Origin of the sequence: Gaetbulibacter sp. M240, assembly GCF_043876815.1 — a bacterium.
GTDB lineage: Bacteria > Bacteroidota > Bacteroidia > Flavobacteriales > Flavobacteriaceae > Gaetbulibacter_A.
Map to the genome: position 1 here is coordinate 437,976 of NZ_JBAWKA010000002.1, position 24,530 is coordinate 462,505.

The following is a 24,530-nucleotide window of genomic DNA, read 5'->3' on the forward strand; positions in this document are numbered from 1 at the left end:
TTTATATTATTTCGGTTAAGATATCGACAATAGTACAAAAAATTACGTTAAAAACCAAATTTCATCGGTGAACTGTAGTTTTTAACAAAAATTTAACATTCGTGAGATTTGGTATTTTGTCTCTCTATTTAGTTGTGTAATATAGATAAAATAGTTATTTTTGCAGCCAATTTTTAACAATAAATTCAATTTTTATGAATCATTATGAAACTGTTTTCATCTTAAATCCCGTTTTATCTGATGAACAGATAAAGGAAACAGTTAAGAAATACGAAGATTTTCTTGTTTCTAACGGCGCTAAGATGATAGCTAAAGAAGATTGGGGACTAAAAAAATTAGCCTACCCGATCCAAAACAAAAAAAGTGGTTTTTACCACTTATTTGAGTACACTGTACCAGGAGAGGTGATTGGAGCCTTAGAATTAGAGTTCAGACGTGATGAGCGATTCATGCGTTATTTAACGGTTGCGTTAGATAAACATGCTATCTCTTGGGCGGAAAGACGAAGAGAAAAACTTAAAGCAAAAGCGTAATTATGGCAACATCTATTGAACAACAGTCTAAAGGAAAAAAAGACGGAGAGATCAGATATTTAACCCCGTTGAATATTGAGACCAATAAGCAAAAGAAATATTGTCGTTTCAAAAAGTCAGGAATTAAATATGTGGATTATAAAGATCCAGATTTCTTATTGAAGTTCGTGAATGAGCAAGGTAAAATTTTACCGAGACGTTTAACAGGAACCTCATTAAAGTATCAAAGAAAAGTATCTGTTGCCGTAAAAAGAGCAAGACACTTAGCGTTGATGCCATACGTAGCAGATTTATTAAAATAAAATACCAATAACAATGGAACTTATATTAAAACAAGACGTTGAAAATTTAGGATTTAAAGACGATGTTGTAACAGTTAAGAACGGTTATGGTAGAAACTTTTTAATTCCTCAAGGGCAAGCTATTTTAGCTACGCCTTCTGCTAAGAAAGTATTGGCAGAAAACTTAAAGCAACGTGCTTATAAAGAAAAGAAGATTATAGAAGACGCAAACAAAACTGCTGAAGCTATAAAAGGATTAGAAATTAAAATCGCTGCAAAAGCTACTGAAGGTGCTTCTGCGGGTGATAAATTATTTGGTTCTGTTACAAAAGCAGATCTTGTGGAAGCTTTCGAAAAAGAAGGACACACTGTTGATAAAAAGTTTGTAACCATTACCGGAGGAAACATCAAGCGTTTAGGGCAGTACAATGCTGTTATCCGTTTACACAGAGAAGTGGTGTTTGATTTCCCATTCGAGGTCGTAGCACAGGCTTAATCAAAATAGTTAATAAAATTTTTAAAATAATTAAAGTCACTCTTTCGAGTGACTTTTTTTTTATTGTAAATTCGCTTTTTAATATTATGCATGCATAATAGCTTTATAAACTAATCAAAAACCACCTTATGAAAAAAATTTACGCTTTAATCTTTTTTATGTCTTTGAGCTTTGTAGGCCTTTCGCAGGTAACCACAGCTAACATAAAAGGGTTGGTTCTGGACAACAATTCAGAGCCTTTGCCGGGAGCCAATGTTCTGGCAGTGCATAATCCAACTGGTACTAATTTTGGTGCTGCTACAAACATTGATGGTAGATTTAACCTTTTGAACCTTAAAGTTGGAGGTCCTTACACCATAACTATAAGTTATGTGGGATATCAGGCTAAAACGTTTAATGATGTTTATTTATCTCTGGGTCAAACCTTAAATTTAGATGCTGTTTTGGCGGAAGAAGCGTCTCAGTTGGATGCTGTAGTGATTCAGGGGACCTCGAGTACAGGAACTTTTGGTAGTGACCGTACAGGTGCTGAAACAAGTGTTGGACGACGCGAATTAACGCGCTTGCCAACCATTTCCAGATCTGCTTCGGACTTTACAAGGTTAGAGCCGTCCTCTAATGGAAATTCATTTGGAGGTAGAAACGATCAGTACAATAACTTTTCTCTAGATGGGGCCATTTTTAATAATCCTTTTGGATTAGATGCTCCAACTCCTGGTGGACAAACAGATGCTCAACCTATATCTTTAGATGCGATTGATCAAATTTCTGTTTCAACAGCTCCTTATGATGTAACACAGTCTGGTTTTACAGGGGCTTCTGTAAATGCCGTAACAAAAAGTGGAACCAATGAATTTCATGGAACTGTTTATGGGTTTTATCGAGATGAAAATTTAACAGGAGGAAAGGTAAATGGGCAGGATGTTCCAACATCAAACCTGAAACAAAACCAATACGGTTTTAGCTTAGGAGGTCCAATAGTAAAAAATAAATTATTCTTTTTTGCGAATTTTGAAATAGATGATAGAACAGATCTGGGTTCCAATGGTTGGGTTCCTAATACAGGTTCTGGTGCGGTAAATGAATCCAGGGTTTCGGAAAGTGATTTTATAGCTGTTCAAGAAGCATTATGGGGAGTGCTACAACCTGATGGTTCCAGAACTGGAGGGTTAGGTTATAATACCGGAGCATATAAAGGATTTAATTATGGTTCAGAATCTACGAAAGGAATTGTTAAATTGGATTGGAATATCAATGATAATAATCGTTTAGCAGTTATCTATAACTGGTTAGATGCTTCAAAAGAAAAGCCAGCGCATCCAACAGCATTGGGCTCAAGAGGACCGAGTTTCCAAACACTACAATTTGAAAATTCTGGTTATGAGATTAACAACAAACTAAAGTCTGTTCAATTAGAATTAAACTCTAAATTATCAGATGAAATGACCAATAAACTTCAAGTAGGATACACGCATTTTGATGATTTTAGAAATCCATTGTCTGGACCTGCTCCGATAATAACCATTCAAGATGGTGCAGGCTCTAATTATATAATTGCAGGACATGAACCATTTTCTATTAATAATGAATTAGATCAGAAGGTATTCCAGTTGACAAACAATTTAAATATTGTAAAAGGTAACCATACATTTACAATTGGCTTATCCTATGAAAAATTTGCTTTTAAAAATTCTTTTAACCTAGTTAATTACGAGTCTTTTAATTTTGGAATTTTCCCTTACTATGGGATTTTTAGTCCATATCCAGATGTTCAAACATTTTTGGATAATGCACAACCTGGTGGTCTTGTTGATCAATATTTAACCGCTACTCAAAATGCTTATGATTCGTTTAATGCTAATGGAACAGGGAATGATGGTGGTTGGAAATTGGCAGAACTTAATGTTGGTCAATTATCCTTCTATGCACAGGACGAATGGAACGTTAATGATGAATTTAAGCTTACATATGGGATTCGTTTTGATAAACCGATGTATTTTAATACTGCTGAATTAATTCAGAAATACATAGATACAGACAATGGAGCAACAAGAGATAACTCTACTTTGTATTTCAACCCAAATACTAATGAAGAAGTAAATTTAGATTCAACAACCTTACCTAATAATAATTGGTTGATCTCACCAAGGTTAGGTTTTAATTGGGATGTAAATAATGAAAGTACTACTCAAATTAGAGGTGGTACAGGATTGTTTACGGGCCGTTTTCCTTTTGTTTGGCTGGGTAATCAAGTTAGTGGAGCAGATGATGGTTTCTTTCAATTAGTTGATCCTGATTACAAATGGCCGCAAGTGTGGCGAACAAACATAGGTGCCGATCATAGATTAGAAAATGGCATTACGCTTACTGCTGATCTTTCATACACTAAAGATTTAAATGCAGCTCATGTACAAAACTGGGGATTGAGAAATCCATCGGGCACATTGAATGCGCCTGGTGACAATAGGCCTGTTTATTTATCGAGTGACAGAGGTAATAATGCTTATGTATTCACAAATTCCGATAAAGGGCGGATTTGGAATGCTACATTAAAAGCCCAAAAAACATTTGCCAATGGATTTTATACTAGCTTAGCTTATAACTATTTAAATGCTAAAGATGTTAATTCAATTGAAGCAGAAATTACAGGTGACGCCTTCGATTTTAACCCTAACTTAGGTAATGCTAATAATGATGTGCTTTCATATTCTAAATACGGGGACACTCACAGATTCATAGGTGTTGGAAGTAAAAAATGGGTTTATGGTAGTGGAAAGTGGGGAACTACGATATCGACATTTTTTGAATACGCTCAAGGCGGTCGATTTAATTATACCTATGCAGGTAATATTAATGGGGATAGCTCCTTTCAAAATAATGATTTAATATATGTACCAACAGCTTCGGAAGTACAACAAATGAATTTTTCAGGTGGACAAGCCATGGCGGATAATTTTGAAAACTTCATTCAACAAGATAAATATTTAAGAGATAATAGAGGAAGTTATTTTGATCGTTATGGTGCTTTGGCACCATGGCGTGGTCGTTGGGATATTAAAATTTTACAAGATTTTAATATTAAAGTTAGTGGCGATAAAATAAACACAATTCAATTAAGTTTAGATATATTAAACTTTGGAAATCTTATCAACTCAGATTGGGGTGTCGTTGAGCAACCAAACAATTTGTCCCCATTGAGTGTTGATACGTCTGGTGGAACACCAGAGTATACTTTTATTGGAGGATCTGATGCTACTACCTTTGGTTTCGATTCCAGTCTGGCTTCCCGTTGGCAAGCTCAGGTAGGTTTACGCTATATTTTTTAACAGAATCAATTAATATTTAATAAATTTGCGCTCCTAAAAAAGGAGCGCATTTTTATTTAGATACTATGAAGTACAGAAGATTAACCAAAGAACAATTTGAAGAATTACATCAGGAGTTTATAAATTTCTTGGCGACCCAGCAGGTTACTGCTGATGAGTGGGAGAATTTAAAGAAGAATAAACCCGAACTGGCCGAAACCGAGTTAGATGTTTTTAGTGATCTTATTTGGGAAGGTGTACTTAATAAGGCGGAATATCTGGAACATATCGCCCCGCAGCACATGTATTTGTTCCATATGGATGACGATCAGATGCACGCCATTGTCCTTAATGTGAAGCACGATGTGGATATTACAACGGAAGAAGGTTACAAGTGGCTGCGCGAAAACCTCATGGATGACCGTGTGGAATTCCTGCAAGCTGATAAGGATTATACCGATGATAAGAACCTGGATAAGTTCAAAATGATAGAACAGGGTGCAGTCATCACGAAAGGAGAATTATATACCTATTTTGACAACATTATTAACTGATACCTTTGTATTCTTCTAAAAAGCCAAAACAATATCAAATGAAACACTTATTTTTGTGATCAGTTAGGTATTGTAATTTAAAAACACCTTTTAACCCAATGGCTCAAAAACCAAGTATTCCTAAAGGCACCCGAGACTTTAATCCAGAAGAAGTTGCAAAACGCAACTATATTTTTAACACCATTCGCAGTGCTTTTGAAACCTTTGGTTTTCAACCTATCGAAACACCCAGTTTCGAGAATTCAGAGACCCTCATGGGGAAGTATGGTGATGAAGGCGACCGATTAATATTTAAAATTCTAAATTCGGGAGATTATTTTAAGGATTTGAGAAGAAATGTAATAGATTCAGGTAAATTTAGTTTTTATTTTTTTGAAATTCTGAATGCTATTGAAACGAAGGTTAGAATTAATTCAAATGCGTTTAACTTTAAAGATTTCATAAATAAATTGTTGATTATTTATAAGGATTTAGACGAAATAGAAAAAACAATTTTAACTAAGTTCTTTTCCGAAAATGAAAATGAAATTTTAGGTCATATTCGCGATAAATCTGATAACAAAGATGATAGGTTAGTTTTTAAGCAAATAGTTTATTTTCGAGATTTGTTTCAAAAAACATATAATGAATACATAAATAATTTAGAATTTTTAAATTCCAAGGATTCAAGTTTATTTTCAGAAAAAGCCTTACGGTACGATCTTACCGTGCCTTTCGCCCGTTATGTGGTACAACATCAAAACGATATTGAATTTCCATTCAAACGCTATCAGATACAGCCGGTGTGGCGTGCCGATCGTCCGCAGAAAGGACGTTTTAGAGAATTCTACCAATGTGACGCCGATGTGGTGGGTAGTGATTCCCTTTGGCAGGAAGTAGAGTTCGTGCAGCTCTACGATGCCGTATTTTCAGCTTTGAATCTAGAGGGCGTGACCATTAAAATAAATAACCGAAAAATTTTGTCCGGCATAGCCGAAGTTATTGGGGCTTCCGATAAACTTATAGATTTTACCGTGGCTTTGGATAAATTGGATAAAATCGGGGAGGAGAAGGTTAAAGAAGAAATGCTAAGCAAAGGTATTCCTGAAGCGGGGATAGCCCAGCTACAACCCTTATTCTCTTTAACAGGTTCATTTGAAACACAAATTCAAACCTTAAAAACCATTTTAGCCGATTCAGCTGAAGGCATGAAAGGTATTGCGGAATTAGAGTTTATTGATCAGGCGATCTCAGAACTGGAATTGGCAACCGCTACCTTACAGTTGGACGTAACCTTAGCACGCGGATTAAATTATTATACCGGTGCTATTTTTGAGGTTGCGGCTCCTGAAACCGTGGATATGGGCTCTATTGGTGGTGGTGGTCGTTACGATGACCTTACGGGAATATTCGGCATGAAGGATATGAGTGGTGTGGGCATCAGTTTTGGGCTGGATCGTATTTACCTTGTATTGGAAGCTCTGGACCTTTTCCCTGAAACCATTACAAAAACGATTGATGTGTTGTTTATTAACTTTGGTGAAAAAGAGGCTTTATTCAGTTTAAAAACCATTAAACAGTTACGGAAAAATGGTATTAATGCGGAATTATATCCGGATGCTGCAAAAATGAAAAAGCAAATGAATTATGCCAACAAGCGCAACATCCCACATGTGGTTATTGTAGGGGAGGAAGAATTACAGTCCAATCGTTATGCTTTAAAGAATATGAGAACAGGCGATCAGGAGAAAGTTTCCTTAGAAACCCTGATTTCTAAAGTGAGCGACTAGGCTTATCATAATTTTCATATTAGGAATCTCCTTAAAAAAATCTTATTATCTTTATTCGGAAGAGTTTTTGTGGTTTTAACCGCAAAGACTTTTGGTTACTACGAAACTAAAACCAATCTATGAATAAAAAGATAATACTTTGGTCCATTACGGCGGCCCTTGCTGGTTTCCTGTTTGGCTTCGATACGGTCGTTATTTCCGGTGCTGAAAAAAAATTACAAGCTTTATGGCAGTCCTCCGATATGTTCCATGGCACGGTGGTGATCGGTATGGCACTTTGGGGAACCGTTGTTGGTGCTATATTTGGCGGATTTCCAACAAATAAATTGGGTCGTAAAAAAACCTTAATTCTTATAGGTGTCTTATACACCATATCTGCCATAGGATCTGCTTTGGTTAATGATCCCTATAGCTTTGCTATTTTTAGGTTTCTTGGCGGTTTAGGTGTGGGAGCCTCAACCATTGCTGCCCCGGCCTATATCTCAGAGATAGCGCCATCCGGTGATCGTGGTAAATTAGTAGGATTATATCAATTCAATATCGTATTTGGTATTCTTATAGCCTTTTTCTCAAATTATTTGTTGAATGGCATTGGTGATAATGACTGGCGCTGGATGGTTGGTGTGGAAGCATTTCCTGCGGCTATTTATACCGTTTTAGCATTTAGCATACCTAAAAGTCCGCGGTGGTTACTCACAAAATATAGGAATGAGGAAGCTACGGAAGTTCTTAAAATCGTAAGTCCCGATATGGACCCTCAAATTCTTATTGATGAAATTAAAAATGAAATGGATAATACGGTCCCTAACGAAACCATTTTTATGAAAAAATACCGATTCCCGCTATTGCTGGCTTTTTTAATTGCATTTTTCAACCAACTCTCGGGAATCAACGCCTTTTTATATTATGCCCCCCGAATCCTAACAGAAGCGGGTCTGGGTGAAAGTGCGGCATTATTGAGTAGTATAGGGGTTGGTGTTACGAACATGTTATTTACCCTTCTGGGGATTTATCTCATAGATCGACTAGGTCGAAAACAACTCATGTATATTGGGTCGGTGGGCTATATCATCTCCCTAACCCTCGTATCCTGTGCTTTCTTTTTTAAGTGGCAAGGCGACCTCATGCCAGTGTTTTTATTCATGTTCATTGCGTCTCATGCCGTTGGTCAGGGTTCAGTGATCTGGGTATTTATATCTGAAATATTCCCGAATCATTTACGTGGGTCCGGGCAATCATTCGGATGTTCAACGCATTGGGTTTTGGCAGCAGTTGTGCCGTCCTTAGTACCGGTATTATTTGCCAGTATTGGTCCCGGCGTGGTGTTTATGATTTTTGCTGTGATGATGGTATTTCAATTAGGGTTCGTTAAATTTATGATGCCTGAGACTAAAGGGGTTTCCCTAGAAGAACTAAGTAAAACTTTGATAAAAGAATAAACCGTGAGACATATTGTACTGATTTTAATGATTTTATGCGGCTTCATTTCCTGTAAGCAGAATGAACAAAACAATACCAGTAATTCTATTATCCCGGATTCTTTAGGTTTGGAAACGGAAAAATTTCGCCCACGATTTCATTTTACCCCAAAAGCCCAATGGATGAATGACCCTAATGGTTTGGTATATGCCAATAGTTCTTATCATTTATTTTATCAGTATTATCCTGACAGTACGGTTTGGGGTCCTATGCATTGGGGGCATGCCATAAGTAAAGATCTTTTACACTGGAAACATCGCCCGGTGGCTTTAGCACCAGATAGTCTCGGATACATTTTCTCAGGGAGTGCTGTCATTGATAAGCAAAACACATCAGGCTTAGGTAAGAACGCCATGATTGCCATATTTACCTATCACGATCCTGAAAAGGAGGCTGATGGTGCTGTGGATTATCAAACTCAGGGCATCGCTTACAGTCATGATGATGGGGAGACCTGGGCCAAGTACGATCATAATCCGGTGATCAAAAATCCTGGAATTTCTGATTTTCGGGACCCAAAAGTATTCTGGAACGCTGAAACGAGCTCCTGGCAAATGGCTTTGGTAGCGAAGGATCATGTGGAGTTTTATAATTCTAAAGACCTTAAAAACTGGGATAAACTCAGTGATTTTTATTTTCCTGATGATCCGCCTTTAGGTGTTTGGGAATGTCCGGATTTATTTAAAATGAACGTGGAAGGATCTGATGAAGAAAGGTGGGTGCTCATAGTAAGTCATGGTGGGAATAGTGCGCCAAACGGTGGTTCAGGTACCCGTTATTTTGTAGGTGATTTTGATGGAAAAAAGTTTGTTACTGATCAAAAGTCTAGTCAGTGGATCGATTACGGAACCGATAACTACGCCGGTGTTACCTATAACAACACCCCAAATAATAAACGATTGTTTATAGGGTGGATGAGTAACTGGGAATATGCACAAAGCACGCCTACAATCAGATGGCGAAGTGCCATGACCTTGCCAAGAGAACTGAAATTAATTAAAAAGGAGGATTCATATTATGTTAAAAGTCAACTGATAGATGACTTTAAGTCGATCCTTATACCGGTTTCTACTGATGACATCGTAGGTGAAAGACCATATGATTTTAAATTCAAGGATCTTCAGACGAGCTTTATTTCGTTTGAAGCCGAAATCAGAGATTCTTTGCACATCCAATTTTCAAATTCAAAATTGGAGAACTTAAGGATCACCTATCAAAAAGCGAACGGTATTTTAACCGTGGATCGAAGAAATTCTGGTTTGGTAGATTTTAATGATAAATATGAGGCCATGTCTTTTCAAAGAATGTCAGTTGGAAAAACAGACTATCTTTCATTTCAAATTGTTTTAGATGCTTCCTCTATAGAATTATTTATTAATAACGGTGATTATGTTCTAACCAATCAAATATTTCCTTCGGAGCCGTTTACCGATTTGAAAATCAATAATGACGCTACTTTGTCAAATTTTGAAATAAAACAGGTAAAAAAGGTTTTGGATTAAACCACCAAAACGACTTTAAACACATGACAAGGAAACTTTATTCTCAGGCGTTAAAGTTACCGATTTGTTATTCACTAAAATATCCAAATCTTTAGAACCGTCCTGTTCAAAGCATGTAGTATCCTGATTTACCGTAACTTTTATAGTTTGGTTTCTAAAATTTATTTTAAAGGAATAAGCATCCCATTCCTTGGGAATACGTGGTGTAAAGGACAAGGTATTATTTCGGATGCGCATGCCACCAAAACCTTCAACAATGCTCATCCAGGTACCTGCCATTGAAGTAATATGCAAGCCTTCATGAACTTCATGATTATAATCATCTAGATCTAACCTTGAGGTTCTCAAATAGAAGGTGTATGCTTGTTCCATTCGATTCAGTTTTGCCGCCTGAATACCGTGAACGCATGGCGACAAGGAGCTTTCATGAACCGTAAAGGGTTCGTAAAAATCGAAATGGCGTTCCAGTATCTCTTCACTAAAATGATCCTCAAAAAAGTAAAACCCTTGTAAAGTATCCGCTTGTTTGATGTATGGCGATCGTAAAATACGATCCCAACTCCATTTCTGATTAATGGGTCGTTGCGATGTATCTAATTGGTCTACAGTTATGAGATCTTTATCTAAAAAACCATCCTGTTGTAAAAATACCTGATGTTTTTCAGAATAGGGAAAATACATCCCTTCTGCAACATTTTTCCACTGGGTGATCTCATCCTCCGAGAGTGATGTTTTATTGTAGATCCGACTGTAATCTTCAGGATGATCACTTTTTATCTTTTCAATATTTTCAATTGTAAAATTGATACACCATTGTGCGATGTAATTGGTGTACCAGTTGTTGTTAACATTGTTTTCGTATTCATTCGGACCGGTAACACCCAAAATTACATATTTGTTCTTGTCTGTTGAAAAGCTGGCCCTTTGTTGCCAAAACCTAGCAATACCAATCAATACCTCCAAGCCTTTTTCAGGGATATAGCTGTAGTCTCCGGTAAAGCGTTCGTAGTTGTAAATAGCATATGCAATAGCACCATTACGATGAATCTCTTCAAATGTAATTTCCCATTCGTTATGGCATTCCTCACCATTCATAGTGACCATAGGATAGAGGGCAGCTCCGTTTGAAAAACCTAATTTTTCGGCATTTTCAATAGCTTTTTCCAAATGGTAGTATCGGTACTCCAGGAGGGTTCGCGCTACCTTTTGATCTTTTGTGGCCATATAAAAAGGGATACAATAAGCTTCTGTATCCCAATACGTACTTCCCCCATACTTTTCACCTGTAAAACCTTTAGGACCAATATTTAATTTGGCATCACGACCCAGGTAGGTTTGGTTCAACTGGAAAATATTGAATCGTATCCCTTGCTGTGCTTTAACATCACCGGAAATACTAATATCGGACATACTCCAAATTTTTGCCCATACTTCTTTTTGATCTTCAAGAAGTTGCTCAAAACCAATGTTTAAAGCTTTTTTCAGGAGATCCTTAGCTACCTTAAGGAGGTCACTTTTTTTGTGGTTTCTGTCTACAACATAGCCTCCAAATTTGTGAATCGTAAAACTTTCATTTTGTTTTACCTGATGTCTGTAACTAAAGGAAGCATATGTAGCGTTAGCTTTTTGTTCCGGCTCGATAACCAACTGCCGCTCGTTTACAAAAAGCTGTGAAGTCATGAAGGTACACGTATGAAAATTAGTTTTCATGGTTTTAGCTTCTATAAAGGCCTGATGATTCTCTTGGCTAACATCAGTAGTATCCCAGAATTTATCATCCCAATTACTATCCTCATTGGTGATTCCGGAATCTAAATAGGGTTGAAGAACAATGATCGCCGCCGTGTTTAAGGGTTTTATGGTATACGCAATAGCGCCAAGTTCATCACTGTCCAAACTTAAAAAGCGTTTGGCTTCAACATGTACCATCACCTCATTTTGTAGGGTCGCAGTAAAGCTTCGCGAAAGCCAACCTTCTTTCATATTGAGTTCGCGTTTAAAATCTGAAACAGATTTGCAGGTGTATAAGTCGAGTGACTCTCCGTTAACTTCAACATTGATGCCTATCCAACTGGGCGCGTTTATGACTTTTGCAAAATACTCCGGATAGCCATTTTTCCACCAGCCTACACGGGTTTTATCCGGATAATACACGCCTGCAATATAACTACCCTGGAAACTGGGACCGGAATAGAGTTCTTCGAAATTGGCGCGTTGCCCCATAGCGCCGTTACCAATACTAAATAGACTTTCTGAGGATTTTACGCGTTTCGGGTCAAAGCCTTCTTCTATAATCGACCATTCATGGGCTTTAATATAATCCTGATTCATTAGCTTGCTTTTAGGTTGATTTATTGATTGATGAATTGATTAAAAAAGTTTTCAGGAATTTCCTTAAGATCAGAAAAATTAAAATCTGCAGCACTCAGTGTTTCTTTATCTCCAATGCCAACGGAGATCATGCCCGCCCGGTTAGCCGCTTCAATACCCGCTATGGCGTCTTCAAATACAATGCAGTTTTTAGGATCGAGATTTAAGGTCTGGGCTCCAATTAGAAAAACTTCTGGATCGGGCTTAGCCTTATTTACACTATTGCCGTCTATAATACCTTTAAATCGATCGATCAAATGAACCTGTTTCAAAATTAATGGTGCATTTTTACTAGCCGAACCCAGAACGTAAGGTATTTTGAGTTTATCCAACGTATTTAACAAGGCTTCTGCACCGGGTAGAATTTCACCGTCATCCATTTTATAGATGTACTTCAAATAAGCCTCATTTTTACTTTTTAAATACGCTTGTTTATCAGCCTCGGAAATTGAAACCTTACCGATATCTAGTAAAATTTCTAAAGATCTGTCGCGACTCACCCCTTTCAATAATTCATTATGCTCTTTTGTGAAGCTAAAACCGAGATGATCAGCTAACTCTTTCCAAGCTAAATAATGGTATTTGGCGGTGTCCACAATTACACCGTCTAAATCGAAAATAACACCGACCTTATTCATGGTCTAAATGTATAAAATTTTACAAATTTCGCAGTTTTTAAACCTTAAAATAAAATTTTTTCAATACGAAAACGTTTTCGATGCATATTTGATAATTACTTATAGAAGCAATAATTAGATATTTTCAAAATACCAGAGGTTTTGAATTAAATTATTGAGGGGAATAAAGATGAATTGACCTAGCATTATTTCTTTCCTGAAACTATTTGTGGTTTTACAGGTGCTTCAATCTTATTCCCGGTATTGGAGATTTTCCAGAGTCCAGATCCTAAAGCCCAGTCGTTCAGATGTGAATAAATAATGAGTTTTCAATGCGTATAAAAATAGAAGTGTGAACCACGTATCAATTCCTGCTGTTTTCGTGCTCCAGAAGCTTTTGCTTTAAAAAAGCCGTAGCATCCGGTACATAATCATCCAATCTAAAAACAGTAAAGTGATCGCCTGGATAATAGGCGAATTCAAATCCTGTTTGTAATGCTTTTATTTTTTCATCCATGGATCTCACGGCGTGGTTGAGTAAAAAATTATCCTGATTCCCAACTGAAACACGCACTTTTCCTTGTAGATCCTCTTTGATGCTATCCCAATGCTCAAGGAGATATTTGGTAATATTATAACGAGACCATTGGTTTACCACTTCAGGGTCAATTTTTCCAGTTTCCACATTACAAATCGAATAAGGCCAGCCATTAGCATCCTTTCCGCTAAATACAGCATCGAAGGAACGCATTTGTTCACCGCGGTAAACGACATACTCCAAGTTATAGATCGTTTTCATATATCCCCAGGGAATAGCGCCGGCCACCGTGCTCACCAGTCTCAAATCGCCTTTAGCATCATAGAACATATTGGTGTCTTCATAAATATTTATTCTTTGAAAACTCTCAAAATCAACGGGATCCGGTGCACTCGACCAGGTGCCGTGAAATACTTTCGGATACTGTGTTTGCAACCAAAGTACGGTCCAGCCGCCGCTACTATGACCTCGTAATAAACGGGTGCCATTTCCGCGGAAGCGTTTTTCTATAGCGGGAATTAATTCTTGGGTTAAAGCATCTCCCCAAGGGCCGTTGTTATCGCTGTTCGCATAAACACTATGACCTAAAGCACAGTTGCCATCCAAAATGACTTGGATTACCGGAATATCATCAAGGAGTTCTGCAGGTTCTTTTCTGCCAGACATGAACATGTAATCACCACCATAGCCATAAACGCGGTAGAGGACAGGAAACTCCTTTTCGGGTTCTGAATAATAGGCTTCAGGAAGTAATACAGCGGCCTTTAAACTAAAATCTTGACCATGGAAATCACTTAGCAGGGTGGAAGGTATCTCGATAGCTTTTACATAGTCGTTTTCAATAAAAGGTTCTTTTTCAGGAACCATGGTGTTAGCTACCACTTCGAAAACGACCTCATAATTTTTGGTCAGGGTAATGGTCTGCGATGTATTAAATAGATTACCCGGACTTTGGGCTATGGCCCGTCCACCTAAATTCCGATCCCAAACAGCCTGAATATAATATGTGCCTCGCTCAATATTGGATAAGGTTGTGGGAAACGATATAGCCTTATCGTCGAAAATAACAGACTCACCCGGCTCTATATTGGTAACATCCATAGCAAAACAAGGAAAGGTTACAAAACCTATACCTTGGTCTTTGGGTTCTTTTTGATCTTTTGAGAGATACACCACGACCCGGCCTGAAAAGGCTTCCTTAAAAATGTCTGGACTATAACTAACCTTAAGGGTTTGTGTAAATCCCATATAGGATAAAGGTAGAAGCAAGATAAGGCTGAATAATTTTTTCATTTTTGGTATGTCTTTTTAGTTAATTTGTTCAAGTGGCTATTTCAATTCCGTTTATAACCCCTTGAAATTTATTACATTTTTTTAGTATAGATTTTGTTTAAGCCGGACTAAAGGTCATTTAAGGTTTTCTTATTATAAATTTTTGATCGTTCACTATTTCATTATAATCTGGAACATTGCTTTCTACTTGGGTTGTACCTCTATTGTTATTTTTAAATGTCATTTTTATTGTTAATACTTTGGATCAGGTCATCAATGGAATGATCTAATCGGATCATCGCATTAAGGGCAACTCTCAGATCGGCAAAACGCGATGTGTACATACTCGCAAATTCTCGATTGTTGTAAAAAGCCTCAAGGTTATTTTTAAAATATGACTTCTTATTATTCAAAAGCAAAATCGTGGTTCCTTCCAAAATAGAGTCTTGTGTTTTTGAATTGGAGATCCTCTGAGTATACATATCTAATATGCTAAAGTGCTTTGTCAGGTATGGCAACTCAATACCCTTCCAATATTCTTCAAATCTATCAAGCGCGAAATCTAAATTTTTAATTTCTGAATTGTAGACTAATAAATAGTTTTTTATCGCATCCGGTAAGATTAGACCTGAATTACTTGCATTAACGAATTCACCAAGTGTGGTGGTGGTTAAGGTTTTTATTCGCAAGGGGCCCAGGTTTCCGATTTTATCTAAAAGGAACTTATCTTTGTCCTCTACATCGTTGTGGTTGTTTAAGGAGTCGATTAAATTAAGACCATTTACAATTTGTCCTTTTGCAATGTTTATATTAAATTTTAATTTCTCTTTGTTGGATGTTAATTCATTTTTAAGTGATTTTAAACTTTCGTTTGTATTGCGCTCTATGATGCGGTCGTTATTCCAATTATTTACTTGTAAGGCGATGAGAATTCCAATAACCACCAATATAATTTCGCCTATGGCATAAAGAAAATAGCGATTGAATTTGTTTTCAGTAATTAATTTTTGACGGATTTTACGAAAGAACTTGATCATGGATTGGTGGTTGGTTATCATGAAGCCTATCGAATTGTTATAACTTCAAGTACCTAATTTAGCAAATAAAAATAAACCTCGAGAAAACCATTTATATTTTTCGGTCTTGCGACATAACACGAATATATATATCCTCGGGTTGGTTGGGGTTTTATCAAAAATAACTCAACCACCATTTTTCTTTGTGGCTCAGTTTGTAATGACTGAATTTTTTACACAGCGGATAAAGAATGAGCAATACAAATACCCACACCACGTATACCCAACCGAGGTTCACACCAAATCCTATCAAATGTTTATTTGTTGAAACAAATCCGCTAAGAATCATTGATTCATAGCCGAAGCTTGTAAATTCGGCCAAAATGGTGGCGAGCAGGTGGATCGCATAGATATGAATAATGTAAATGAAAAAAGGCACCTTCCCAAACGTTGCACAGTACCCGGCCAAACGGCCTTTAAGCTGTTCTGCATTTCCCAAAAATAGCAGGGCAGGCCCAAGGGTCATCAATAAATAGCTTAGTGATGGTGGGTATTTCATCGGGTTTAAAAAGGAGATGAGGGTTTGCGAAAAGGTGTCATAAGCTATCCACGGACTCGGATTACCATAAAGATTAATACCTCGAAGGATTAGAAATCCTGCAATACAGAACAAACCAATTTTAGTAAATAGTTTCTTTCGGTATTCAGGTGATACATCCTTGTTGTAAAATTTTCCAAAATAATAACCTAAGGACATCACGCCCACCCAGGGTATAATAGGGTAGGCCACACGTAAATTGATATAGTCAAATAACACGTAAGAACCGCGCTCGTGTAGGATAGACCAAAGGAGATTATCATTAAAATGGATGTTGTCCAATAAATTATGACCACAAATAATTACCAAACTCAGGATCAGGATCGATCTCATACGTAGGTGAATTATAGAGGCAAGAAAGATCATACTTATCCCCAGAGACCAAATTACTAAAAGGCCTAGGTAGTTAAAATGAATATTAAAACTCCAACCAAAAATAACGATGGTCAATTCAATAAATACAAGCCAGGTCCCACGTTTTAAAAGGAACGCCGAGAGTTCTTTTTTAGATTTCCTTCTGCCCACTAAAAATGCCGAGATCCCGGCGAGAAAACTAAAAGCAGGTGCACAATAGTGTGTGATCCACCTGGTGAAGAACAAGATAAGATTGCTTTTTTCCGGATCAGCCGGATCAAAAATAAAGGAGCCTGTATGAAAATAGTCGCGTGTGTGATCGAGCGCCATGAATACGATCACTAAGCCCTTTAGGATATCCAGGGATTCAATTCTTTTGGTTTTGGTTGGTTGCATACGGTGAGTTTCATGTCAGGTTGGTTGGTTGGTTGGTGGTTTGTTATAACATGAAGTAACGAAGTTAGGAAATAAAACGATGCCATGAGGTTTCGTTGATTAACATAAACGAGATCTTTAAGATTATATGAAACTTCCGTCATTCTATTTTTCAATTAATCATAATTACGTTCCAAATAATTGTCAATGAGTTCTTTTTAATTTTTGCCTTTTCCCATAGGTTAAGCTGCGCCACATCCATTCAAAAGGGCCGAATCTAAAGTATTTTAACCAAATCGGACTATACCAAAGTTGTACAATCCATATTCCAAGAACTACAAAATAAAGTTGATAGTAACTGAGATCATTAAAAAGATTGAGACCAAAACCATAAAATATTAATGCCAGGAAAAAGGATTGCATGAGATAATTGGTAAGTGCCATTTGCCCAACAGCCTCAAGCCTTTTAAAAAGACTATGAAACCAACCTTTTTGATAAAGTATTGTGATAAGTGCAACATGAGCCAAAGCCAATGCTATTCGCTGAAGGTGATAAACTAAGAAGGATAGGTTAATGGATTGATTTTGGTACATGGAATTTTTTGCATCTTCATTATTTTGGACTTCAATAAAAAAATACCAGTCATAAATGACAAGAGGAATTCCAATCAGGTAACCTATTATAGCGGTTTTCTTAAAATTATTTGTTTGCCAACCATTGGTAAAGAATCCTAACTGAAGTAATGCCATTCCTAAAAGCATTAGTGGAATATTGTCTATTAATCTATTGATGAATTCTTTGGTTTGCCCCCTATAAACCTTAGGGTATATTGCGGTTGCTACATCAATATAAGACCCCTTAATAAGGTCTTCTTCTTTTTTCAAAAGATCAATTTTTTCCTCTTCTTTTTTAACCAAAGAAGTATTTGGCGCCATATTTTCAGCTGTTGCAATTTGTTCAAAATATTTCTTTCTTTCCTTCTGATAGTCTAAATTGCTATTGAAGAGTCCTATCAAAATAACTATGGGCATGGCAAGAAGTTTATACCGAATTCTTAAGTTTTTAAGGAAAATTAAGATCACTCCGGCTGTGGCGTACATGAAAAGAATATCATATTTAAACAAAAGAACATACCCATTAAAGAGGCCAAATAAGGCAAGCCAAAACATTCTTTTAAAATGCAGTTTTTTTGTATCACTAAAATATTGTTTTTCTTTATTCTTTAAAAACAAGAGAATGCCAGCGCCAAAAAGCATACAAAAAAGTGCCCTCATTTTTCCTTCAAAAAGGCTTTGTACGAAAATTGTAGAAATAAAATCTGCACTATTATAATCGCTAATGAGATCTTGTAAATAATTATCCTGCCAATATTGTCCCCCAACGTAAACATTCATCAATAAGATGCCTAATATGGCAATACCTCGAATGGCATCAATGATGAGTATACGGTTTTGCTCCTTGATCGGTTCGGTTTTCAACACAGGAAATAGGATTTAAATAATACGCCTTAAGCCATGGTGAGCCTTTTTTAAATTGGATTGAAACTAAAATAGTAAAAAATAGCTTACACCTGCGAGAGCCTTAGAAATTCATAAGGGAAAATTCTGATCTCATATAACCAAGAACACGGAAAATATTTTAGGGGGTTTAAAGGTAAATTTGTTTTTGTCAAAATGTTAAGTTAGCTTTACGTTAAGTAAACTTTACAATTACGAGTATTATGTTCAAACTTTTACCACATTATTTTAAGAAAATAGGCTTAATTTTAGCACCTACGGGCTTAACGCTTTGGATTATTATGCAAAAGGGATTGGTCCTTAAATTTTCGGAATTTATCCAATTACAAAATCCAAGACCATTGAATATTACGGTCGCTGTTCTTGGTATGTTGTTCTTTTTATTTGGAATTTATGCTCTGGCCTTTTCGAAAGAAAAAATTGAAGATGAAATGATCAAAAACATCCGATTAGAATCATTTCGCTCTGCAGCTCTAATGCAAATTGTTTTAATAACACTGGGTGTGTTGTACTTCGGAATGATGGAGCAGCCACCAAAAGATGCCGGGATGATGCTATTTTTTATAACTGCAATTCTAATTTTTTGGCTTTTCTATATCATTCGTTTTAACTATATGCTTCACGTTCGGATTTATAAGTATGAAAAATAATGTAAAGGCAGCGAGGGCGCACAAAGGATTTACCCAGGTAGAATTGGCAGAATTATTAGGTGTATCGCGTCAAACGATCATTTCGATAGAAGTAAGTCGGTATAATCCTTCAACTGTTCTGTCTCTTAAGATCGCTAAATATCTGGAAAAATCGGTTGAGGATCTTTTTGAATTGGAATCGAGTGATTTTGAATAAATTGTAACCTTACTTTTTTATATTAAACATTTAGGTTTTTCATGGTCTAATTCGCTAAAAGACGACATGATCAAAGCTAATTAACCTTAACTTTCACAACCTTCATGGTGAGCTTGTTTCTTAAGTGTTGGAATGGTTGTTCAATAAATATATACATCAAACTGGAGACAATAAGAATGATCACGATGGTTATGGCGCCATTTAAAACGATGATCTCCCAATCCGCCAGGGTAGAACCCTCAAAAAATTCTGCTGCTCTGGGATAATACCAGATCATGAGCATTTCACTAAATAAATACGCGGAATAGGATATTTGGGCAATAGGGTAAAAGAATTTCAATGATAAAAATCGGTTTACAGGTTTTATCGCAAAACTATCAGAGTAAATACAAGCCATGATCAAATAGGCTACGGCATAACAAAAAACTTCCCGGTGTAGCACTTCATACCAGGTCCCTACCCAGGCCGGTAAATCGTAAAATATGGAATGGTCCAAAGCAATGGACTGGCCTAGTTTAATATTGGATATGAAGAAAAACACCACGAGTGACACCACAATAAGGATGGTACTTAAGGTTCTTTTTGAAGTAAAAAATTCATGTACCTTATCACTGTAATACACATTTAAATACGCGCTTATAATGCCTGCGAGCAAGCCTCCATATCGCAAATGGGTGAGCATATAATAATCCCAAAACCAGGTGAGCCAGCCTTCGCTGGGATAGGGATTATTGAATGGTACGGAAAAATCGAAAATGTCTGTTGAATAGTAATAGGTCAAGGCAATAGGAATGATCGCTGATATTAGGAATAACAGGTATTTCCTTTTGAAAAGCGGAAATATAAAGGCAATAAGAAACGGGGTTACGATGTAAAATTGCTCCTCAATGGCTAATGACCAGGTCCAGGGGACATACGATCCTGTAACATAGTTGTTTATATACAGTAAGTTGATCCAAGCGTCTTGCCAGTTGTGTAATGGGGTACCTTTCAGGAAATAAATACCCAGGATCATAGAGAATATATAAACGGGTATCAATCTAAAAAACCGGCGGGTGTAGAATTTTTTAAAATTGATTTTGGAACTTTTCTTGAACTCCTTAAAAAGGATGGTTCCGATCAAAAATCCACTGATCACAAAGAACAGATCCACGCCAAGGTCACCACGCGTGATCCATGCCAATAGTGGAAAGTCGGCGATACTTTGTGTTGTTTCGGGAAAAACATTAAGTTGAAAGAACCAAACGTGTAAGATGATCACCCATAATATGGCGATGGCTCTAATACCGTCGATAGCTTTGTAATTTTGTTCAGGTCGGTTAAATAGATTTGAGAATGAATTTTTTAAATTTTCCATTCTGAAGGTTTTGGTGGTTGGTTACATTGAAGTGCAACAGTGTGTTGCAATTTCAAGTGACTAATTTAGGAAAATAAACTGAACCACAGGAATTTACTGAGAATCCACAGTGAGATCTAATTCCATAAACAACATGTAGTCAATAAATGATGTTGGAATTTCCATTTCCGGATAGGGGTCAATATCACGAAATCCAAAACTTCGATATAAGCCGTGTGCTGCTTCCATAAACTTCGGACTGTCCAAACGTACCTTTTTGTAGCCCGCCTGTTTAGATGCCGCTAAAAGACCTTCCAGTATCGCGCGCCCCGCACCTAAACCCCTGAAATCGGGATCTACGAACATCCGTTTTATTTCTCCGATCTCCAGACTGATGTTTTTCAGGCTTCCTAATCCGCAAATGGTACCGTCATAAATGGCTGTGATGAGCTGTCCGTATGGTGGCTGAAACTTATGGATCTGTTTAATGTCGGCTTCCACCGCTTCTTTGGGATTATGCGGATGAACCCCGTAAAGGGCTTCCATTTGGTTGTTACCCCAAACCAAATAGTCGTACCATAAGCTTTTTATGTGGTCCAGGTCCTCGGGGAGTTTGGCTTGCCGGACGTTTATTTGTGACTTTTTGGTCATGTGACTATTTTATTTCTTACCGTAAAGGGTTTTAATGGTGCTACTCATCATCGCCGGGAGTACCGATGTATGCGTTTCATCTTCAAAAACGCGGGTAGTTAGGTCTAGTCCCTCATACCCTCGGCTTCTGAGGATCTCCTCAAATTCTAATATCAGAGGCGTCATTGAGGGGCCTTCTAAACTTCCAACCGACATAAAGATCTCGGCATTTAAAATGTTGTGTTCCTTTGAAAACGCCTTCTCTATATCGAACATCATTTTGTTATGCCACCAGAACGATGGACTATTGATACCATATTTGTTGAACAGATCGGGTGCTGTAAAAAGACAATACGTTGTAAATAAGCCTCCAAAGGAGTGTCCGGAAATACCACGGTCGGAAGTTGTTTTATAGTGTTTTTCGATAAACGGGATAATCTCGTTCTTTAACACCTGTAAAAAAACGGAAGCACCTCCGGAGGTCAAGGTACCGGTGGGCATATCTAAAATTCCGCGGACATCAGGATTGTCGTCAATAAGGGAGTCTTGATCCGGTGTGAGATCGCGCCATCTTTTGGTGAACCATGGTTTAAAGGATCTTTCCCAATCGTATTGTATTCCTACAATAATGAGATCTTCCAGTCCTCTGTAAAAATCCATACTGGTACGTGCCGCATGGGCAACCGGAAAACACATTCCGCCATCCAAGACATACAACACCGGATACTGAATACTGTCCCCTGCTTTATAGTGCTGAGGTAGCGATACGTTTAGGTAGTAGGTAGTCTCATTGATCTCGGAGCTTAGCGTGTGAGCTGTTTGCTGATTAATAACGGGTATGGTCTTTTCCTGTCCCCATAAGTTATAGGATGACAGCACGAAAATGAAGATTAGACAAGTAAAATTTTTCATAATAGGAATGCAGTGTTTAGTAACGAAGTTAGGAAATAAAAACAAAACCCTTAGTGAAGTTTGCAACTTCGCATCTTTAAAATTTAAGTTTATACAATCACTCCGAAGTTGCAAACTTCGCAGAGCGGGTTTTTCGCAGAAAAATTAAATGTGTTGATTGATGGCAATCTGTTACTTTAATTAAATACATAATATCCCTGACTATTTATAATCTTAAAATATCGATGAAAGGTTCACAAAGTTCCACTAAAAACATAAATACTGAACTTTTAAGAAAAATAAACCTACTTTAGATCACTTTAAAACCCCAAATTTTAATTAATCATGAAAAAATTAACTCCCTCAAATGTCTTTTTATTTTTTATTTTAACGTTTATACTCTTCCAAAACTGCCAAAAAGATTCTCCTGAAAATGACGCTCAAGGTTTTGATTGCATTAGTGGAGACTGTACCCCTGTAGAAAGCGGTGGTGCCTATGCTAGTTTGTCATCCTGTCAAAGCGATTGTGGTTCATCTACTATGTCTACTATGACAGATAGCCGTGATGGCGAGATATATGCCATAGTTACTATTGAGTCTCAATCATGGATGGCAGAAAACCTACGCTATAATGCTCCGGGCTCATGGCTAAATCCAGACTACCCAAGCTCGAAGTATGGCCGATTATACTACTGGGATACTATGATGAATGGAGGTAGTTCCAGTTTTTCAAGCCCAAGCGGAGTACAAGGGATTTGCCCAAATGGATGGCATATACCTTCTGACGCCGAGTGGGGTACTTTAGAAGTAGCTTCGGGTATGAATCCAGGTGCGGCCACAATCACAGGATATCGAGATTCTCATGGAATAGGGATGAAATCAACAACTGGTTGGAACAGTAACGGAAACGGTACAAACGAATTAGGCTTCAATGTGCTACCTTCTGGCTTCTACTTAGTTCTCGAGAAGAACTTCCACTTTTTAGGAAGTGGCGCATACTTCTGGACGTCTTCGGAATTTTCTTCCACGTGGGCATTTTACCGCCAGTTGGATAATAATGAAGATGGTGTAAACCGTGATCTGAGTCCTAAGAATTACGGATTTGCCTGTCGTTGCGTTAAAGATTGATACCTGCTTTAATAGGATAATATTGTTTGACTTCAGCAAAAAGTGACCTTTTAGGAGTAAAATTTCAAGAGAGATATTTTTTAAATTAACAACCTTTAAATGTACTTACATTGGCCAAGAAACAAAGTACCAGTTCATTAATTAGTGAACTTTAAAGAAATACAAGAAAAGTTTATAGTTCTGAATATAAAATCAGAATTATGCATAAAAGAAGGTATTGCCCAAGACAATTACTTCAAATGAAGTAAGGACTTTATGAAAGCTGGTAAAAAACGCTTAAATGGCGATAGCATTCGTGAAGCCAACACCATCAAGGTTCAAACTCTAAAACAAGAGAACCGGGATCTAAAGGAGTTTGTAGCAATAAAAATTATAATCAAAACCTAGCTCTGCGAAGTTTGCAACTTCGCATACTTTGTTTGATACAATATTTGGGTGCGAAGTCAGGAGACTTCTCAGAGCCGGGCTAAATTTGTATGATGAAGCTATTATTATTTTCAAAATAAGCTAAATATCGCTTGTTTTTTAACTCAGTTCTTTGTTTGCAACTGGCCTTATTCTTTTCAGTTCAAATTTATTTTCTTTTTCTACAATTTCGTAGTCAATATGCTCAATTTTCATTTTAGTGTCACATTTTGGGCAAATCCGTTTGTGTTTTAAGAAGTCAAACAATATAATATTGTTTTTCTTGTATTCAGATTCAAAGATTTCTCTTAATTTTTTAGCCTCAAGGTTTTTATATGAAAAATTAGGGTTAGTGAAATTCTTTAACATTTTTTGTTCCACAAACTTTGAGAAATTTTTTAAATAATAGAATGCTGCAATGTGGTCTTCAAATATTCTCGGGTGTTCGAATTTTTGATTGCAATTTGAACATTTTAGAATATTGAGTTCATATCGATGTTTTATTGAATAGTCGTCTTTGATGTATTCCGATTCCAATTTTTCGGTCAATAACCTATATGTTATTCTATACAAGAGATTAAACCAAGCATATTCTATATCATTTTCATAGCTAGGGCTCCAGTCATTAAGAGAACCCATTCCTCCACCTGGCAAATCCCAACCAAGTTTCAAATTATGAAAATATTCCAACCACTGTTTGTTTTTATTCAATTCCAC

At 37.0% G+C, this 24,530-nt stretch carries 22 protein-coding genes; 12 read left to right on the top strand and 10 right to left on the bottom strand.

What is annotated here, in order from left to right:
* The first annotated feature begins 194 nt into the window (after nucleotides 1-194).
* The 8 genes from rpsF to V8G61_RS07525 all read left to right on the top strand — a co-directional run bounded on the left by rpsF (nucleotide 195) and on the right by V8G61_RS07525 (nucleotide 9,919).
* Nucleotides 195-533: a 30S ribosomal protein S6 gene (rpsF, locus tag V8G61_RS07490; protein WP_394874902.1), complete on the top strand. Its 339-nt coding sequence runs from the start codon at nucleotides 195-197 to the stop codon at nucleotides 531-533.
* A 2-nt stretch (nucleotides 534-535) separates the two neighbouring features.
* Nucleotides 536-835, top strand: coding sequence for a 30S ribosomal protein S18 (rpsR, locus tag V8G61_RS07495; RefSeq protein ID WP_394874904.1), 300 nt, complete (start codon nucleotides 536-538; stop codon nucleotides 833-835).
* A 13-nt stretch (nucleotides 836-848) separates the two neighbouring features.
* A complete protein-coding gene (gene rplI, locus V8G61_RS07500; RefSeq protein ID WP_394874906.1) occupies nucleotides 849-1,310 on the top strand; it encodes a 50S ribosomal protein L9 in 462 nt (153 codons plus the stop codon).
* A gap of 128 nt (nucleotides 1,311-1,438) precedes the next feature.
* Nucleotides 1,439-4,636 (top strand): carboxypeptidase regulatory-like domain-containing protein, encoded by a 3,198-nt coding sequence (locus V8G61_RS07505; RefSeq protein WP_394874907.1) that lies wholly within the window; start codon nucleotides 1,439-1,441, stop codon nucleotides 4,634-4,636.
* A 65-nt stretch (nucleotides 4,637-4,701) separates the two neighbouring features.
* Nucleotides 4,702-5,169: a DUF6495 family protein gene (locus V8G61_RS07510; protein ID WP_394874908.1), complete on the top strand. Its 468-nt coding sequence runs from the start codon at nucleotides 4,702-4,704 to the stop codon at nucleotides 5,167-5,169.
* A gap of 98 nt (nucleotides 5,170-5,267) precedes the next feature.
* Nucleotides 5,268-6,938 (top strand): histidine--tRNA ligase, encoded by a 1,671-nt coding sequence (gene hisS / locus V8G61_RS07515; RefSeq protein WP_394874909.1) that lies wholly within the window; start codon nucleotides 5,268-5,270, stop codon nucleotides 6,936-6,938.
* Nucleotides 6,939-7,057: 119 nt separating this feature from the next.
* Nucleotides 7,058-8,377, top strand: a complete 1,320-nt coding sequence (locus V8G61_RS07520) for a sugar porter family MFS transporter (protein WP_394874910.1) — start codon at nucleotides 7,058-7,060, stop codon at nucleotides 8,375-8,377.
* Nucleotides 8,378-8,380: 3 nt separating this feature from the next.
* The gene (locus V8G61_RS07525; RefSeq protein WP_394874911.1) at nucleotides 8,381-9,919 is read left to right on the top strand and encodes a glycoside hydrolase family 32 protein; all 1,539 of its coding nucleotides are present in this window, start codon (nucleotides 8,381-8,383) and stop codon (nucleotides 9,917-9,919) included.
* A 15-nt stretch (nucleotides 9,920-9,934) separates the two neighbouring features.
* On the opposite strand, the gene V8G61_RS07530 is transcribed toward V8G61_RS07525, so the two are convergent.
* The 6 genes from V8G61_RS07530 to V8G61_RS07555 form a co-directional block, all read right to left on the bottom strand.
* Nucleotides 9,935-12,250: a glycoside hydrolase family 65 protein gene (locus tag V8G61_RS07530; protein ID WP_394874912.1), complete on the bottom strand. Its 2,316-nt coding sequence runs from the start codon at nucleotides 12,248-12,250 to the stop codon at nucleotides 9,935-9,937.
* A 20-nt stretch (nucleotides 12,251-12,270) separates the two neighbouring features.
* On the bottom strand, nucleotides 12,271-12,927 hold the full coding sequence (gene pgmB, locus V8G61_RS07535) for a beta-phosphoglucomutase (protein WP_394874913.1): 657 nt from the start codon (nucleotides 12,925-12,927) through the stop codon (nucleotides 12,271-12,273).
* Nucleotides 12,928-13,270: 343 nt separating this feature from the next.
* Complete coding sequence (locus V8G61_RS07540) at nucleotides 13,271-14,737, bottom strand: alpha/beta hydrolase-fold protein (protein ID WP_394874914.1); 1,467 nt, start codon at nucleotides 14,735-14,737, stop codon at nucleotides 13,271-13,273.
* Between the two features lie 212 nt (nucleotides 14,738-14,949).
* Nucleotides 14,950-15,753, bottom strand: coding sequence for a DUF6090 family protein (locus tag V8G61_RS07545; protein ID WP_394874915.1), 804 nt, complete (start codon nucleotides 15,751-15,753; stop codon nucleotides 14,950-14,952).
* A gap of 154 nt (nucleotides 15,754-15,907) precedes the next feature.
* Nucleotides 15,908-17,080 (bottom strand): DUF1624 domain-containing protein, encoded by a 1,173-nt coding sequence (locus V8G61_RS07550; protein WP_394874916.1) that lies wholly within the window; start codon nucleotides 17,078-17,080, stop codon nucleotides 15,908-15,910.
* Nucleotides 17,081-17,263: 183 nt separating this feature from the next.
* The gene (locus V8G61_RS07555; RefSeq protein WP_394874917.1) at nucleotides 17,264-18,538 is read right to left on the bottom strand and encodes a DUF418 domain-containing protein; all 1,275 of its coding nucleotides are present in this window, start codon (nucleotides 18,536-18,538) and stop codon (nucleotides 17,264-17,266) included.
* 242 nt (nucleotides 18,539-18,780) lie between these two features.
* Here V8G61_RS07555 and V8G61_RS07560 point away from each other — a divergent pair, with 242 nt between their 5' ends.
* Both V8G61_RS07560 and V8G61_RS07565 read left to right on the top strand, forming a co-directional pair.
* On the top strand, nucleotides 18,781-19,227 hold the full coding sequence (locus V8G61_RS07560; RefSeq protein WP_394874918.1) for a hypothetical protein: 447 nt from the start codon (nucleotides 18,781-18,783) through the stop codon (nucleotides 19,225-19,227).
* Complete coding sequence (locus V8G61_RS07565) at nucleotides 19,211-19,423, top strand: helix-turn-helix transcriptional regulator (RefSeq protein ID WP_394875300.1); 213 nt, start codon at nucleotides 19,211-19,213, stop codon at nucleotides 19,421-19,423. The genes V8G61_RS07560 and V8G61_RS07565 overlap by 17 nt, the downstream gene beginning before the upstream one ends.
* 76 nt (nucleotides 19,424-19,499) lie before the next feature.
* Here V8G61_RS07565 and V8G61_RS07570 read toward each other — a convergent pair whose 3' ends face one another.
* The 3 genes from V8G61_RS07570 to V8G61_RS07580 all read right to left on the bottom strand — a co-directional run bounded on the left by V8G61_RS07570 (nucleotide 19,500) and on the right by V8G61_RS07580 (nucleotide 22,301).
* Nucleotides 19,500-20,780 carry an acyltransferase family protein gene (locus V8G61_RS07570; RefSeq protein WP_394874919.1) on the bottom strand — a complete coding sequence of 427 codons (1,281 nt, stop codon included), beginning with the start codon at nucleotides 20,778-20,780 and terminating at the stop codon, nucleotides 19,500-19,502.
* Nucleotides 20,781-20,873: 93 nt separating this feature from the next.
* On the bottom strand, nucleotides 20,874-21,410 hold the full coding sequence (locus V8G61_RS07575; RefSeq protein WP_394874921.1) for a GNAT family N-acetyltransferase: 537 nt from the start codon (nucleotides 21,408-21,410) through the stop codon (nucleotides 20,874-20,876).
* Between the two features lie 9 nt (nucleotides 21,411-21,419).
* On the bottom strand, nucleotides 21,420-22,301 hold the full coding sequence (locus V8G61_RS07580) for an alpha/beta hydrolase (protein ID WP_394874922.1): 882 nt from the start codon (nucleotides 22,299-22,301) through the stop codon (nucleotides 21,420-21,422).
* A gap of 324 nt (nucleotides 22,302-22,625) precedes the next feature.
* Here V8G61_RS07580 and V8G61_RS07585 point away from each other — a divergent pair, with 324 nt between their 5' ends.
* The gene (locus tag V8G61_RS07585) at nucleotides 22,626-23,408 is read left to right on the top strand and encodes a fibrobacter succinogenes major paralogous domain-containing protein (protein WP_394874923.1); all 783 of its coding nucleotides are present in this window, start codon (nucleotides 22,626-22,628) and stop codon (nucleotides 23,406-23,408) included.
* Between the two features lie 255 nt (nucleotides 23,409-23,663).
* Nucleotides 23,664-23,795: a hypothetical protein gene (locus V8G61_RS07590; RefSeq protein ID WP_394874924.1), complete on the top strand. Its 132-nt coding sequence runs from the start codon at nucleotides 23,664-23,666 to the stop codon at nucleotides 23,793-23,795.
* A gap of 138 nt (nucleotides 23,796-23,933) precedes the next feature.
* On the opposite strand, the gene V8G61_RS07595 is transcribed toward V8G61_RS07590, so the two are convergent.
* Nucleotides 23,934-24,524, bottom strand: coding sequence for a hypothetical protein (locus tag V8G61_RS07595; RefSeq protein WP_394874925.1), 591 nt, complete (start codon nucleotides 24,522-24,524; stop codon nucleotides 23,934-23,936).
* Between the last annotated feature and the right edge of the window lie 6 nt (nucleotides 24,525-24,530).

What these genes read in the sequence shown, in the direction of transcription:
- pgmB (WP_394874913.1), bottom strand. Translation starts at nt 12,927, where the DNA reads ATGAATAAGGTCGGTGTTATTTTCGATTTAGACGGTGTAATTGTGGAC.
- V8G61_RS07590 (WP_394874924.1), top strand. Translation starts at nt 23,664, where the DNA reads ATGAAAGCTGGTAAAAAACGCTTAAATGGCGATAGCATTCGTGAAGCC.
- rpsR (WP_394874904.1), top strand. Translation starts at nt 536, where the DNA reads ATGGCAACATCTATTGAACAACAGTCTAAAGGAAAAAAAGACGGAGAG.
- hisS (WP_394874909.1), top strand. Translation starts at nt 5,268, where the DNA reads ATGGCTCAAAAACCAAGTATTCCTAAAGGCACCCGAGACTTTAATCCA.
- V8G61_RS07520 (WP_394874910.1), top strand. Translation starts at nt 7,058, where the DNA reads ATGAATAAAAAGATAATACTTTGGTCCATTACGGCGGCCCTTGCTGGT.
- rpsF (WP_394874902.1), top strand. Translation starts at nt 195, where the DNA reads ATGAATCATTATGAAACTGTTTTCATCTTAAATCCCGTTTTATCTGAT.
- V8G61_RS07505 (WP_394874907.1), top strand. Translation starts at nt 1,439, where the DNA reads ATGAAAAAAATTTACGCTTTAATCTTTTTTATGTCTTTGAGCTTTGTA.
- V8G61_RS07545 (WP_394874915.1), bottom strand. Translation starts at nt 15,753, where the DNA reads ATGATCAAGTTCTTTCGTAAAATCCGTCAAAAATTAATTACTGAAAAC.
- V8G61_RS07550 (WP_394874916.1), bottom strand. Translation starts at nt 17,080, where the DNA reads ATGCAACCAACCAAAACCAAAAGAATTGAATCCCTGGATATCCTAAAG.
- V8G61_RS07585 (WP_394874923.1), top strand. Translation starts at nt 22,626, where the DNA reads ATGAAAAAATTAACTCCCTCAAATGTCTTTTTATTTTTTATTTTAACG.
- V8G61_RS07580 (WP_394874922.1), bottom strand. Translation starts at nt 22,301, where the DNA reads ATGAAAAATTTTACTTGTCTAATCTTCATTTTCGTGCTGTCATCCTAT.
- V8G61_RS07575 (WP_394874921.1), bottom strand. Translation starts at nt 21,410, where the DNA reads ATGACCAAAAAGTCACAAATAAACGTCCGGCAAGCCAAACTCCCCGAG.
- V8G61_RS07560 (WP_394874918.1), top strand. Translation starts at nt 18,781, where the DNA reads ATGTTCAAACTTTTACCACATTATTTTAAGAAAATAGGCTTAATTTTA.
- rplI (WP_394874906.1), top strand. Translation starts at nt 849, where the DNA reads ATGGAACTTATATTAAAACAAGACGTTGAAAATTTAGGATTTAAAGAC.
- V8G61_RS07570 (WP_394874919.1), bottom strand. Translation starts at nt 20,780, where the DNA reads ATGGAAAATTTAAAAAATTCATTCTCAAATCTATTTAACCGACCTGAA.
- V8G61_RS07510 (WP_394874908.1), top strand. Translation starts at nt 4,702, where the DNA reads ATGAAGTACAGAAGATTAACCAAAGAACAATTTGAAGAATTACATCAG.
- V8G61_RS07540 (WP_394874914.1), bottom strand. Translation starts at nt 14,737, where the DNA reads ATGAAAAAATTATTCAGCCTTATCTTGCTTCTACCTTTATCCTATATG.
- V8G61_RS07530 (WP_394874912.1), bottom strand. Translation starts at nt 12,250, where the DNA reads ATGAATCAGGATTATATTAAAGCCCATGAATGGTCGATTATAGAAGAA.